The organism is Streptomyces sp. (genome assembly GCF_031181705.1).
GTDB lineage: Bacteria > Actinomycetota > Actinomycetes > Streptomycetales > Streptomycetaceae > Streptomyces.
Genome location: NZ_JAPSKN010000079.1, coordinates 14,192 through 27,026, shown reverse-complemented (window position 1 = coordinate 27,026; position 12,835 = coordinate 14,192). Strand labels below are relative to the sequence as shown.

12 protein-coding genes are annotated in these 12,835 nt (G+C 74.2%); 6 read left to right on the top strand and 6 right to left on the bottom strand.

Annotated features, from left to right (window positions below):
• Nucleotides 1-36 precede the first annotated feature (36 nt).
• Nucleotides 37-1,203 carry a xylose isomerase gene (gene xylA / locus RIN80_RS16615; protein ID WP_309096377.1) on the bottom strand — a complete coding sequence of 389 codons (1,167 nt, stop codon included), beginning with the start codon at nucleotides 1,201-1,203 and terminating at the stop codon, nucleotides 37-39.
• 131 nt (nucleotides 1,204-1,334) lie between these two features.
• Here xylA and xylB point away from each other — a divergent pair, with 131 nt between their 5' ends.
• From xylB to RIN80_RS16585, 6 genes are all read left to right on the top strand, one after another.
• Nucleotides 1,335-2,780 carry a xylulokinase gene (xylB, locus tag RIN80_RS16610; protein WP_309096376.1) on the top strand — a complete coding sequence of 482 codons (1,446 nt, stop codon included), beginning with the start codon at nucleotides 1,335-1,337 and terminating at the stop codon, nucleotides 2,778-2,780.
• Nucleotides 2,781-2,795: 15 nt separating this feature from the next.
• Complete coding sequence (locus RIN80_RS16605; RefSeq protein ID WP_309096375.1) at nucleotides 2,796-4,040, top strand: ROK family transcriptional regulator; 1,245 nt, start codon at nucleotides 2,796-2,798, stop codon at nucleotides 4,038-4,040.
• A gap of 434 nt (nucleotides 4,041-4,474) precedes the next feature.
• Entirely contained in the window at nucleotides 4,475-5,074 is a 600-nt protein-coding gene (locus RIN80_RS16600; RefSeq protein WP_309096374.1) for an N-acetylmuramoyl-L-alanine amidase, read from the top strand.
• Between the two features lie 94 nt (nucleotides 5,075-5,168).
• Nucleotides 5,169-5,582, top strand: a complete 414-nt coding sequence (locus RIN80_RS16595; protein WP_309096373.1) for a luciferase family protein — start codon at nucleotides 5,169-5,171, stop codon at nucleotides 5,580-5,582.
• Between the two features lie 9 nt (nucleotides 5,583-5,591).
• Nucleotides 5,592-6,761 carry a bifunctional class I SAM-dependent methyltransferase/NUDIX hydrolase gene (locus RIN80_RS16590; protein ID WP_309096380.1) on the top strand — a complete coding sequence of 390 codons (1,170 nt, stop codon included), beginning with the start codon at nucleotides 5,592-5,594 and terminating at the stop codon, nucleotides 6,759-6,761.
• 163 nt (nucleotides 6,762-6,924) lie between these two features.
• Entirely contained in the window at nucleotides 6,925-8,124 is a 1,200-nt protein-coding gene (locus tag RIN80_RS16585; RefSeq protein WP_309096372.1) for a phosphodiester glycosidase family protein, read from the top strand.
• Nucleotides 8,125-8,152: 28 nt separating this feature from the next.
• Here RIN80_RS16585 and RIN80_RS16580 read toward each other — a convergent pair whose 3' ends face one another.
• From RIN80_RS16580 to RIN80_RS16560, 5 genes are all read right to left on the bottom strand, one after another.
• A complete protein-coding gene (locus RIN80_RS16580; RefSeq protein WP_031114944.1) occupies nucleotides 8,153-8,347 on the bottom strand; it encodes a hypothetical protein in 195 nt (64 codons plus the stop codon).
• 121 nt (nucleotides 8,348-8,468) lie between these two features.
• Nucleotides 8,469-9,332: a phosphatidylinositol-specific phospholipase C/glycerophosphodiester phosphodiesterase family protein gene (locus RIN80_RS16575; protein ID WP_309096371.1), complete on the bottom strand. Its 864-nt coding sequence runs from the start codon at nucleotides 9,330-9,332 to the stop codon at nucleotides 8,469-8,471.
• Nucleotides 9,333-9,538: 206 nt separating this feature from the next.
• Nucleotides 9,539-10,612: an acyl-CoA dehydrogenase family protein gene (locus RIN80_RS16570; protein ID WP_309096370.1), complete on the bottom strand. Its 1,074-nt coding sequence runs from the start codon at nucleotides 10,610-10,612 to the stop codon at nucleotides 9,539-9,541.
• Nucleotides 10,609-11,817: an acyl-CoA dehydrogenase family protein gene (locus tag RIN80_RS16565; protein WP_309096369.1), complete on the bottom strand. Its 1,209-nt coding sequence runs from the start codon at nucleotides 11,815-11,817 to the stop codon at nucleotides 10,609-10,611. Before RIN80_RS16565 ends, RIN80_RS16570 begins: the two co-directional genes overlap by 4 nt.
• A complete protein-coding gene (locus RIN80_RS16560; RefSeq protein WP_309096368.1) occupies nucleotides 11,814-12,779 on the bottom strand; it encodes an NADPH:quinone oxidoreductase family protein in 966 nt (321 codons plus the stop codon). The genes RIN80_RS16565 and RIN80_RS16560 overlap by 4 nt, the downstream gene beginning before the upstream one ends.
• Nucleotides 12,780-12,835 lie beyond the last annotated feature (56 nt).

Below are 12,835 nucleotides of genomic sequence, written 5' to 3'. Positions count from 1 at the left end.
CACCCGCACCCGCACCCGCACCCGCACAAACACGAATCAGCCGCGCGCCCCCAGCAGGTGGTCCATGGCCAGCTGGTCGAGACGTTCGAAGGCCATGCCGCGGGCCGCGGCCGCCTCGGCGTCGAACGTCTCGAAGGCCGAACGGTCCGCGAGCAGGGCCTGCAGTCCGTCCGCCGCTGTCGGCTGGGCCAGTTCGTCCAGGCGGGCCGCCCGCAGGGCCTCCTGGACCTCCGGGTCGGCGCGGAACGCGGCCGCGCGCTCCTTGAGGATGAGGTAGTTGCGCATGCAGCCGGCCGCCGAGGCCCACACGCCGTCGAGGTCCTCGGTCCGCGGCGGCTTGAAGTCGAAGTGGCGCGGGCCGCTGTAGCCGGCCGACTCCAGCAGGTCGACCAGCCAGAACGCGGCCCGCAGGTCACCGGCGCCGAAGCGCAGGTCCTGGTCGTACTTGATGCCGGACTGGCCGTTGAGGTCGATGTGGAACAGCTTGCCCGCCCACAGCGCCTGCGCGATGCCGTGCGGGAAGTTCAGCCCGGCCATCTGCTCGTGCCCGACCTCGGGGTTCACGCCGTACAGCTCCGGACGCTCCAGGCGCTCGATGAACGCCAGGGCGTGGCCGACCGTCGGCAGCAGGATGTCGCCGCGCGGCTCGTTCGGCTTGGGCTCGATGGCGAAGCGCAGGTCGTAGCCCTGGGAGGTGACGTACTCGCCGAGCAGGTCGAAGGCCTCCTTCATCCGGTCCAGGGCCGCGCGGACGTCCTTCGCGGCGCCCGACTCGGCACCCTCGCGACCGCCCCAGGCCACGTACACCTCGGCGCCGAGCTCGACGGCGAGGTCGATGTTGCGGATGGTCTTGCGCAGCGCGTAGCGGCGCACGTCGCGGTCGTTGGCGGTGAAGGCGCCGTCCTTGAAGACCGGGTGCGTGAAGAGGTTGGTGGTGGCCATCGGGACCTTCATGCCCGTGGCGTCCAGCGCCTGCCGGAAGCGCTTGACGTGGGCCTCGCGCTCGGTGTCGGTCGCGCCGAAGGGGATCAGGTCGTCGTCGTGGAAGGTGACGCCGTGGGCGCCGAGCTCGGCCAGGCGCTGCACCGTCTCGACCGGGTCCAGGGCACGCCGCGTGGCGTCGCCGAAGGGGTCACGTCCCTGCCAGCCGACGGTCCACAAGCCGAAGGTGAACCTGTCCTCGGGGGTGGGCTGGTAGCTCATGCCGCGGCTCCTTGCTCGCTGGGGGTATTTCGTCATGCCGATTTACAAATTAGTATGCGAACACCTCTCTGGGAAGAGACGACGTGCCTTCAGAACGAAGACACGTGCCGCGCGCAGTAGGGAGAAGCCCGATGTCAGCAGCCGAGGGTCCGCTCGTCGTCGGCGTGGACTCGTCCACCCAGTCCACCAAGGCGCTGGTCGTCGACGTGGCCACCGGCCGGGTCGTCGCGAGCGGCCAGGCGCCGCACACGGTCTCCTCGGGAGCCGGCCGTGAGAGCGACCCGCGCCAGTGGTGGGACGCGCTGTGCGAGGCCCTGCGCCAGTGCGGTGACGCGGCGCACGAGGCCGCCGCCGTGTCGGTGGGCGGCCAGCAGCACGGCCTGGTCACCCTGGACGAGCGGGGCGAGCCGGTGCGCCCGGCCCTGCTGTGGAACGACGTGCGCTCCGCGCCGCAGGCCCGCCGGCTCACGGAGGAACTCGGCGGGGCGAAGTTCTGGGCGGAGCGGACCGGAAGCGTCCCGGCCGCCTCGTTCACCGTCACCAAGTGGGCGTGGCTGGCCGAGCACGAGCCGGAGGCGGTCCGCGCCACGAGGGCCGTGCGCCTCCCCCACGACTACCTGACCGAGCGGCTCACGGGCCAGGGCACGACCGACCGCGGCGACGCCTCGGGCACCGGCTGGTGGGCGTCCGGGACGGAGGCGTACGACGAGGAGATCCTGGCGCACGTGGGACTCGACCCGGCCCTGCTGCCGAGGGTGGTCCGGCCCGGCGAGCCGGCGGGCACGGTACGCGACAGCCGTGATCTGCCGTTCTCCAAGGGGACCCTGGTCGCGCCGGGCACCGGCGACAACGCCGCAGCGGCGCTGGGTCTGGGCGTGCGTCCGGGCACGCCGGTGATGAGTCTCGGCACCTCGGGCACGGTGTACGCCGTGTCGCGGCGCAGGCCCGCCGACCCGAGCGGCACGGTGGCGGGCTTCGCCGACGCGCGCGGCGACTGGCTGCCGCTGGCCTGCACCCTGAACTGCACGCTTGCCGTCGACCGCGTCGCGACGCTGCTGGGTCTGGACCGTGAGGCCGTCGAACCCGGCACGGCCGTCACGCTGCTGCCCTTCCTGGACGGCGAACGCACCCCGAACCTGCCGAAGGCCTCCGGCGTGCTGCACGGCCTGCGCCACGACACGACGGCCGGCCAGCTCCTCCAGGCCGCCTACGACGGCGCCGTCCACTCCCTGCTGGGCGCGCTCGACCTGGTCCTCGACGAGGACGCCGACCCCTCGGCGCCCCTGCTGCTGATCGGCGGCGGCGCCCGGGGCACCGCCTGGCAGGACACCGTACGGCGGCTGTCGGGGCGTGCCGTGCAGGTGCCCGAGGCGAAGGAACTGGTGGCGCTGGGGGCCGCCGCGCAGGCGGCCGGGCTGCTGACCGGGGAGGACCCCGCGGCGGTCGCACGGCGGTGGGACACGGCGGCCGGGCCGGTGCTCGACGCCGTGGAGCGGGACGAGGAGACGCTGGCCCGGATCGCCGGGGTACTCTCCGACGCGGCTCCACTGCTGGAGCGGCCCACCGACACCCACTGAGGACTGGCGTCAGGCATGACCGCACCGCTGCACGGGACCCGTCCGGCCGAGCCGGGACGCGCACTGCCCGAGCCCCATCCCGCCGGGCCGGGACGCGCGCTGCCCGACACCCAGCAGGGCATGCGCCGCCGCAATCTCGCCCGCGTCCTGCACGCCGTGCGCGCCGAGGGGCCGTTGTCCCGGGCCGCCGTCGCCTCCCGGATCGGCCTGACCCGGGCGGCGGTGTCCACGCTCGTCGACGAACTGATCCGCTCGGGCCTGCTGGAGGAGCTCGGGCCCGAGCGCCCCGGCCGGGTGGGCCGCCCCGGCTCCGCGCTCGCGGTCAGCGGACGCGGTCCGGCCGGGATCGGCGCGGAGGTCGGCGTCGACCACCTCGCGGTCTGCGCCGTCGACCTGCGCGGCACGACCCGGGCACGGGCGATACGTCAGGGCGCGAACCGCGGCCGCTCCCCCGAGCCGGTGCTCGCCGAGCTCACCGAACTGATCCGCCGGGTCGTCGCCGAGGCGGAGGGCGAGGGGCTGTGGCCCGCCGGGCTCGCCGTGGCCGTACCGGGCCTGGTGGCGCGCGACGCCCGGACCGTGGTCCGCGCCCCGAACCTCGACTGGCACGACACGGACCTCGGTGCACTGCTGCCGGCGGGCCTCCCGCTGACGGTGGACAACGAGGCGAACTTCGGCGCCTTGGCGGAACTCTGGCTCGGCGAGGGCACCCCGCGCGACTTCCTGCACGTGTCGGCGGAGATCGGCATCGGCGCGGCGGTCGTGGTGGACGGCGGGCTGCTGCGCGGAACGCGCGGTTTCGCGGGCGAGCTGGGGCATGTGCCGGTCCGGCCCGACGGCCCTCGGTGCGCGTGCGGGGGCCGCGGGTGTCTGGAGCAGTACGCCGGTGAGGAGGCGGTGCTGCGGGCGGCCGGTCTGGAGCCGGACGAGGACCGGGTCGGGCTGCTCGCGGGACGCGCGGCGGACGGCGACACGGAGGTCCGCCGGGCCCTGCGCGAGGCGGGCACCGCGCTCGGCATCGCCCTGACCGGCGCGGTCAATCTCCTCGACCCGGAGAGCGTGGTGCTGGGCGGGGAGCTGTCCGGGCTGGCGCCCTGGCTGCTGCCCGCCCTCCAGGACGAGCTGGCCCGGCGCACCGCCGGACCGGTGTGTCCCGTCTCCGTGTCCCGGCTGGGCCCGGAGGGGCCGCTGCTCGGAGCGGCGCACTCGGTCGTGCGAGCGGTGCTGGACGATCCGGCTGCCGTCGCCGAGCGAACCTGACGACCCGCCCAGCAGGCGATGCCGAGGCGCCGGTCCGCTCCGACGGGCCGCCACGATCCGCGCGCAGGACGTCCGCCGGGCCAACCGGCCCGCACACAGGGCGCACCACCCGGCCAACCGGCCCCGCTCAGGACGCACCGCCCAGCCAACCGCCCCGCACACAAACCCACCGCCCGGCCGACCGCCCCGCACACAGGACCCACCGCCCGGCCAACCGGCGGGTCCGGGGCCGCAGTCCGGCGTCCAGCCACCGCAATCACCCGGCCGGGTGAGCGAGTTGTCCACAAGCCCCTGCCCGTCCACCGAAATGCCCCGCGTTCTTCGGACCGTCCCGCGGGCGCCGTAACTTGATCAAGGCGGGCCGCGGCCACACCGGCCGCCGCTCCCCGCTGTCGAGCAAGCGACCCCGCCCGTCGGACCCGGAAGGCACCATCATGGACCGGACAACCTCCCTCCCCAGCAGGCGCGGACTCCTCGTCGGAGCCGCCCTCACCGCCGTCCCCTCCGCCCTGCTCCACGACACGCGCGCCGCGGCCCGGCCCCAGGCCGTCGACCATCCCGGAGCGGCGTGGCACCCGGCGAGCCGCGCCAACTACACCCCGTCGAACCGCCCCCGCGCCCACCCGCTGCACTACGTGGTCATCCACGTCGCGCAGACGACGTACTCCGGCACCCTGTCCGTCTTCCGCAACCCCGCGGAGAAGGTGTCCGCGCACTACGTGGTGCGCTCCTCCGACGGGCACGTGGCGCAGTGCGTGCGCGAGGCCGACATCGCCTGGCACGCGGGGAACTGGGACTACAACACCCGCAGCATCGGCATCGAGCACGAGGGCTGGGTGGACCGGCCGCGGTACTTCACCGACGCCATGTACGAGCGGTCGGCCCGGCTCACGGCGGCGATCTGCGCGCGGTACGGCATCCCCCGCAACCGCGCGCACATCATCGGCCACCACGAGGTGCCGGGCAGCGACCACACGGATCCCGGCCGGCACTGGGACTGGAAGCGCTACCTCAGACTGGTCAAATCGGCCTGATAACGCGGTCGGTGGGATCGTCGGGCGGCTCACGTCCCGGTTACAAATCACTCAACCACTGGTTGCGGCGCGGTAAGCAGGCGACGATGGGAGCATGACTCTGGCCCAGCGCGCCCTGGAGCGTCTGCAGGCCTGGCCCGACCTGGCGGCGGGCCCGGCGAGTTGCGGCACCGGACGGGCGCTCCGTTCCCTCCGCGACGAGATCGTCCACTTCCACTCGGACCGGGACGTGGACCTCCACCTCACCCGAAGGGCCATCCAGCGCCTCCGCTACGACCTGTCCGGGTCGAGCGCCATCCACCTGGTCCCGGGCTCCGGGTGGGTGACGGTCCACCTCGACTGCGAGGCGGACGTCGACCTGCTGCTCACACTGGTGAGCAGCGCCCTCAAGGCCCATCAGACCCGGCCGACGGCCGGCGAGCCCAGGCAGCCCAGGCAGCCCAGGCAGCCCGGGTGCAACTTCCACCGGGTCACCGTGCTGCCGCGCGACGCCGTGACGGGTGGCTGAGACTTGGCGATCGGACGACCCGAAGCCGTCAACGCCGAGGCGTGGCACACGTACGGCGCCCACCACCTTCAGCGCGGCACGACGCTGCCCAAAGCGGGTCGTGTCGACTGGGGCTTCGAGGGCGGAGGGCCGGGCGCCGAGGTGCTCGGAGAGCTGGCGGGCCGGCGGGTGCTGGACCTCGGGTGCGGTCCGGCCCGGCACGCCGCCCATCTGGCCAGGGCTCACGGCGCGCTGGTGGACGCGGTCGACGCCTCGCCCGGCCAGTACGAACGGGCCCGTGCCCGGTACGGCTCCCTGCCGGGGCTGCGGCTGATCCTGGCCGACGCGGTGGAGCACCTGCGCACGGCGGAGCCGTACGACGTCGTCTACTCCGTCAACGCCGTCCCGTACATCGACCCGCACCGGCTGCTGCCCGCCCTGGCCGGGGCGCTCAGGCCGGGCGGCAGGCTCTGCTTCACGGTGCTGCACACCAACTCCCGGGGTGACGGGCCGTCGGACCGGGTCACCGCCCGGCCCGAGACCCTGCGGCTGGCCGGCGGCACGGACGTCACGGTGCACATGTGGGTCCTCACGACCGGGTTGTGGACGGCCCTGCTCACCGAGCACGGGCTGCGCGTGGAGCACGTCGACGTGCTGGACGCGCCCGAGCCGGGCAACCGGGCGTCCTACCGGCTCTTCCGGGTGACACGGCCCACCCGGGTCTCCTCCCGGCCGCGTACCGGCAAGCCTCCGCTGGCACACGCGGCGCTCGGAGTGGGTGCCATCCTGTACGGGCCGCGCGGCCTGCTGCTCGGTCGGCACCGGCACGGGACGTGGGAGCTGCCCGGCGGCACGGTGGAGCCCGGGGAGTCGCTGCAGGAGGCGGTCGTGCGCGAGCTCGGCGAGGAGACCGGCCTCGTGGCCCGGCCGGAGGACGTCCGGCTGCTCGGGACGCTCCTGGACGACGCGGGCGGTGTCGTCCGGGTGACCGTGGCCGCCCGGGTCACCGCCTGGCGGGGCGGGCCCTCGGACCAGCCCGGGGAGAGCGTGGGCCGCTGGCGCTGGTTCGCGCTCGACCGGCTGCCGGAGCAGCTCTTCGTGTGCAGCGCCCAGGCCCTCACGGCCTGGCGCCCCGGTCTGCCGATCGACCACGCGCCGGCGCGTTTCACGCCGTACGGCACCGGAACGGACGACCGCTGAAGCACCCGGAGGAGTGCGTTTTTTCAGCCGTTCCCGCGTTGTCGGCGCCCAGCCACCCCCACGGCCCGCGCGGTCTGGTGCACTGCCCCTGAGTGTCGGGACATCTGACGAGACATCAGGGGGCACGGTGACAGGTCGTCACAGACGCGGAGCGGGACGAGCGGTGCTGGCGCTTCTCACGGCGTTCGGCGCGCTGGCCGGTGCGGCCCTGGCGGGGGCGGCACCGGCCGGCGCCGTCCAGAAGGCCGTGCGGATCGCGCCGGGCGTCACCTACGAGCAGTTCGACATCAAGGCGGCGAAGGGGGTGACACACGCGCACCTGGTGCGGGCCGACCTGGGCAATCCGCAGGTGAAGGTGGATCTGCTGTATCCCGGGGCGGTGGCCTCCCGCGCGCAGGTCTCCCGGATGGCCGATGCCCAGGGGGCGGTCGCCGGTGTCAACGGCGACTTCTTCAACATCAGCGAGGCCCAGCACCCGGGAGTCGAGGTGACGGGGGCGAGCGTGGGCCCGGCCATCGCGGCCGGGCGGACGCTCAAGGCGGCCGTGCCGAAGGGCCAGCGCTTCGGGCCGGCGCTGCCGCCCGGCACCACCACCGAGAACGTGTTCGGCGTCGGCACCGACGGGGTGGCGCGGCTGGACAGGCTGGCCCTGGACGGCTCGGTCCGCACGGCCGAGGGGCAGCTGCCGCTGGGCGGGCTCAACCAGTACGCGCTGCCGGTGGGTTCGGTCGGGGCGTTCACGGCCGAGTGGGGCAGCGTCTCCCGGGTGCGCGCCACCTGCGGTACGGACACGGACCGGGCCGCGCCCTGCAGCACGGACACGTACGAGGTGACGGTCCGCGACGGCAAGGTCGTCTCGGCCGCCGACACACCGGGCAGCGGTGCCATCGCCGCGGGGACCACGGTGCTGGTCGGCCGGGAGGCGGGCGCCCAGCAGCTGCGCAAGCTCTCCACCGGTGCGGCGGTCGAGGTCGAGCACCGTCTCGTGGCGGCCACGGACGGCGCCGCGTACCGCCTCGCGCTCGGCGGCTACCCGGTCCTCACGGGCGGGCGGCCGCTGGCGGGGCTGGACGACACGACGTCGGCCGTCCGCACGGCCGTGGGGATCGCCGATGGCGGGCGGCGGGTGCTGCTGCTCGCGCTGGACGGGGCAGCCGCCTACCGCAGCGGCCTGACGATCGCCGAAGTGGCCGACACCATGCGGAAGCTGGGCGCGGCCGACGCCTTCAGCCTCGACGGCGGCGGCTCGTCGACACTGGTCGCCCGGAAGCCCGGCGCGAGCGCCGTCACGGTGCGCAACCACCCCAGCGGCGGTGCCGAACGGGCCGTCCCGAACGGCATCGGCGTGTTCTCGGCGTCATGAGGGCCGTGAGGCTGTGAGGGCCGTGACGTCAGGGCCGCAGACTGCTGACGATGTCCGCCGTCGCCGTGAGGCCGCTGTGGATGGTGGGGGCGATGCTGGTGCTCGCCAGGTAGAAGCCGAGCAGCAGGCAGACCAGCGCATGGGAGACCTTCAGGCCGCCGTTGCGCAGGAAGATCACCGCCAGGATCACGAGCAGCAGCACCACAGAGATGGAAATGGCCATCGTCGACTCCTCCGCCACGCCGCCTTGTCCGGTTGACGGCGTTCGGCCGCAAGTGTGGCGTAGCGGAGGGTTCGTCCGGGCGGCTGACCTGTCCGCCGAACGTGTGGTGTTCGGCGCGCGTCTAGGCCACCCGGCGGGTGTCGAGGAACGCCTCCAGTCCGGCGAGGTCGTCGGTGTTGAGGTGGTCGACGTCGGCGGCGAGCAGTTCGCCCCACAGGGCGTCACGGGCGGGTCCGGGCAGATCGGGGGTCGCCCAGAAGCGCACCCGCTGGCCCCGCCGGTGGGCGGCGTCGACGATGCCCCGCAGCTTGAGCCGCTCGGCGTCGGGGAAGGCGCCCACGCCCCGCCAGGTGAAGTTGAGCGTCCAGTTGTCGCTGATCAGCGGGATGAAGGAGGCCGGGGTTTGGCTGCCGAGGTCGGCGAGACGGCCGTCGTAGAAGGCGCGCCGGACGGTCTGTGCCTCCATGGGGGCGCGGGCGGCGCGGTCGCCGGAGACGACGGCGGTGACCGGGCCGCGGTGGACTCGCCCGTGGGCGTAGGTGGTGAACAGGTGCCGGTAGCGCCGGAGGTGGCGGTCGAGTTCGAGGTAGGTGGACGCGCCCTCGGTCTTGATGTCGATCAGCAGTTGCAGCGATCCGCGGTGCCCCCGGTACACGCGGCCGTGGTTGGCGCGGACGCGGGCGGCGAGCGGGTCGAGGTAGAGGGACTCCAGCGTGCGGGACGGGTCGAGGTCCTGCGGATCGTGGGCGACGAGGAGTTGGTCGCCCACGAGGTGGATGTCGGCCTCGACGCTGCCGAAGCGGTGGTCGAGGGCGTCGGACAGCGGGCGCGGGTGCTCGTAGTCGTTGTGGGCGTGGGCGCGCCACAACGGGCGGGGCCGGTGGCCTCGTTCACCGGCCGAGGCGGGGGCCGCGGGAAGGGCGATCGAGCCCGCGAGGGCCGCGCCGAGGGTGGTGAGGGCTCTGCGTCGGGTGGTGAGGGCCATGCTCTGCCTCCCTGGAGGTGCCGTACGGGAACCCTGCGAGTATGGGGTCGAGACGAGGGCAAGAGGCAGGCCCGGGAGCGGAGTTGGCCGGGCCGCCGCCGGGCGTTCACTTCATCCGGGCACGGCGCACGGAAAAGCCCGCCCCGGGTGGGGCGGGCTTTCCGCGCAGGTCGACCGGATGTGTCCCGGTGTCCGCCGGGTGTACGTCAGGGAGCCTGGAGGTCCACCAGGTGGGCCAGTGCCTCCCGGTGGGCGCCCGCGGTGCCGTAGGCGATCGAGTCGGCCTTCGCCCGCTTCAGGTACAGGTGCACCGGGTGCTCCCAGGTCATGCCGAGGCCGCCGTGCAGTTGCAGGGCCTCCTCGGCGGCGTGGACCGCGACCGGTGCCGCGTAGGCCTGGGCGACGGTGACCGCCACGTCGGCGTCCTCGCCGGTCGTCAGGGCGTCGGCGGCGTTGCGGGCGGCGGCGCGGAGGTTGACGACCTCCAGCCAGAGCTGGGCGAGGCGGTGCTTGAGCGCCTGGAAGCCGCCGACGGGCCGGTTGAACTGCTTGCGTTCCTTCAGGTAGCGGACGGTCTCGGTCAGCGCCCATTCGGCCAGGCCGAGTTGCTCGGAGGCGAGCAGCCCGGCTCCGGCGCGCAGGGCGCGGTGGACGGCGACTCCGGCGTCGCCCAGCAGCCGGCCCTGCACCCCGTCGAGGGTGACGGTGGCCAGGGGCCGGGTCAGGTCCAGCGAGGTCTGCGGGGTGACGGTCGCGGCGGCGGCGTCGACCGCGTACAGACCGCCGTCGTCGGCGGGCACGAGCAGGACGTCGGCGACGGCGGCGTCGGCGATGCCGGTCAGTTCGCCGTGCAGCAGGCCGTCCTCGTGCCGGACGGTCCGGTGAGCGGCGCCGGGCGCGACGTTGAGGGCGACGGCGAGGGCGCCGATCGTCGTCCCGGCGGCGAGTTCGCGGAGCAGGTCGTCGGCGCCGCAGGCCAGCAGCGCCTCGGTGGCGACGACCGCGCTCGTCAGATACGGCACGGGCGCGACCGCGCGGCCCAGTTCCTCCAGCACCACGGCGGCTTCGCGGTGGGTGGCGCCCTGGCCGCCGAGTTCCTCGGGCACCAGCAGTCCGGCGAGGCCCATGCCGTCGGTGAGGGCCTTCCACAGGGCCCGGTGGTGCGGGGTGTCCGACTCGGTGCGCGCGATGACGCCGGGCGCGTCGCAGTGGTCGGTGAGCAGGTCGCGGACGGCGGCGCGCAGCGCCTGTTCCTCTTCCGCGTACAGCAGGTCGCTCATCGGGCGAGGTCCTTCCAGGCGACGTCCTTGTCGGTGCGCGGCTCGGGGGGCAGGCCGAGGACGCGCTCGGCGACGATGTTGAGCAGGACCTCGGTGGTCCCGCCCTCGATGCTGTTGCCCTTGGAGCGCAGATAGCGGTAGCCGGCCTCGCGGCCGGTGAAGTCGACCAGTTCCGGGCGCCGCATGGTCCAGTCGTCGTACAACAGGCCCTCCTCGCCGAGGAGTTCCACCTCCAGGCCGCTGATCTCCTGGTTGAGGCGGGCGAAGGCCAGCTTCATGCCGGCGCCCTCGGGGCCGGGCTGGCCCGCGACGAGCTGCTGGCGCAGCCGCTCGGCGGTGAGACGGGAGACCTCGGACTCCACCCAGAGCCTCAGCAGCCGCTGGTGCAGGTCGTGGGTGCGCAACTCGGGCCGCTCGCGCCAGGTCTTGGAGACGGGGCCGATCATGCCGCCCTCGCGGGGCTGCCGCATGCCGCCGATGGCCACGCGCTCGTTGTTCAGCGTGGTCTGGGCGACCTTCCAGCCGTCGCCGACCTCGCCGAGGCGCCGGGAGTCGGGGATGCGGACGTCGGTGAGGAAGACCTCGTTGAACTCGGCCTCGCCGGTGATCTGCCGCAGTGGGCGCACCTCGACGCCCGGGTCGGTCATGTCGCAGACGAAGTACGTGATGCCGCGGTGCTTGGGCACGTCCGGGTCGGTGCGGGCGATGAGGATGGCCCAGCGGGCGACATGGGCGCTGGACGTCCAGACCTTCTGCCCGTTGACCACCCAGTCTCCCTCACCCTCCCGCACGGCCCGGGTGCCGAGCGCGGCCAGGTCGGAGCCGGCGCCGGGCTCGCTGAACAGCTGGCACCAGACCTCCTCCCCGGTCCACAGCGGCCGCAGGTAGCGCCGCTTCTGCTCCTCGGTGCCGTACTGGAGGATGGTCGGCGCGGCCATGCCGAGGCCGATGCCGATGCGCCGCGGGTCGTTGTCGGGCGCTCCGGCGGCCTCCAGCTCGGCGTCCACGACGGCCTGCAGCGAGCGGGGCGCGCCGAGGCCGCCGAGGCCCTCCGGGTAGTGCACCCAGGCGAGTCCGGCGTCGAAGCGGGCCCGCAGGAAGTCCAGCCGGTCGGTGGAGGCGGGCGGGTGGGCGGCCAGCAAGGCACGGGTGCGGTCGCGCAGTTCCTCGGCGCCGGTCGCGCCGTGCTGCCGGGTGCTGCTCACGCTGCCTCCTCGATGACGACGGCGACCCGGCCGGTGGTGCGGCCGTCCGCCACGCGCTGCACGGCGGCGGCCGCCTCGCCGAGCGGCACGCGCTCGCTGACCAGCGGCTTGATCGCGCCGCGGGCGGCCAGTTCGGTGAGCTCCTCGTGGCAGCGCCGGACCAGCTTCGGGTTCTTGGTGTTGTACAGGCCCCAGTGCAGGCCCAGGATCGAGTAGTTCTTCACCAGGGCGTGGTTCAGATGGGGGTTGGGGATGGTGCCGCCGGCGAAGCCGACGACGATGATCCGGCCCTCGAAGGCGACGCTCTTGGCGGACTGGGTGTAGGCCTCACCGCCGACCGGGTCGTAGATCACGTCGGCGCCCCGGCCGCCGGTGGCCTCCTTGACGGCGGCGACGACGTCCTCGGTGCGCCGGTCGATGACCACGTCGCAGCCCAGGTCCTTGGCGACGGCCGCCTTCCCGGAGCCGCCGACGACACCGATGACGGTGGCGCCGGCGGCCTTCCCGAGCTGCACGGCCGCGCTGCCGACCCCTCCTGCGGCAGCGTGGACGAGCAGGGTCTCCCCGGCCTGGAGGGCGGCCCGGCGGTGCAGGCCGAACCAGCCGGTCTGGTAGCCGATGTGCAGGGCGGCGGCCTCGGCGTCGTCGAGGGCGTCCGGGGCGGGGAGCAGGGCGGCGGAGTCGGCGACGGCGTACTCGGCGAAGCCGCCGTGGGGCAGCACCGGGTTGGCGATCACCCGGCGGCCGTCCTCGGTCTCGCCGCAGATCTCCACGCCCGGCGTGAACGGCAGCGGCGGCCTGACCTGGTACTGGCCGCGGCACAGCAGGGCGTCGGGGAAGTTGATGTTCGCGGCGCGCACCCTCAGCAGGACCTGGCCCTCGCCGGGCGTGGGCGGCTCGGCCTCCTCCAGCCGCATCACCTCGCTCGGCTCGCCGTTCTCGTGCACGTGCCATGCCTGCATGCGGTGCCTCCACGGGGGACTGCTTCGTCTGGCCGGGGTCGTTCGCATACTAAGCG

Bases quoted from the DNA above. Each gene is read 5' to 3' on its own strand.
- RIN80_RS16605 (WP_309096375.1), top strand. From the start codon at position 2,796: ATGACCGCACCGCTGCACGGGACCCGTCCGGCCGAGCCGGGACGCGCA.
- RIN80_RS16580 (WP_031114944.1), bottom strand. From the start codon at position 8,347: ATGGCCATTTCCATCTCTGTGGTGCTGCTGCTCGTGATCCTGGCGGTG.
- xylA (WP_309096377.1), bottom strand. From the start codon at position 1,203: ATGAGCTACCAGCCCACCCCCGAGGACAGGTTCACCTTCGGCTTGTGG.
- RIN80_RS16570 (WP_309096370.1), bottom strand. From the start codon at position 10,612: ATGAGCGACCTGCTGTACGCGGAAGAGGAACAGGCGCTGCGCGCCGCC.
- RIN80_RS16595 (WP_309096373.1), top strand. From the start codon at position 5,169: ATGACTCTGGCCCAGCGCGCCCTGGAGCGTCTGCAGGCCTGGCCCGAC.
- RIN80_RS16600 (WP_309096374.1), top strand. From the start codon at position 4,475: ATGGACCGGACAACCTCCCTCCCCAGCAGGCGCGGACTCCTCGTCGGA.
- RIN80_RS16560 (WP_309096368.1), bottom strand. From the start codon at position 12,779: ATGCAGGCATGGCACGTGCACGAGAACGGCGAGCCGAGCGAGGTGATG.
- xylB (WP_309096376.1), top strand. From the start codon at position 1,335: ATGTCAGCAGCCGAGGGTCCGCTCGTCGTCGGCGTGGACTCGTCCACC.
- RIN80_RS16575 (WP_309096371.1), bottom strand. From the start codon at position 9,332: ATGGCCCTCACCACCCGACGCAGAGCCCTCACCACCCTCGGCGCGGCC.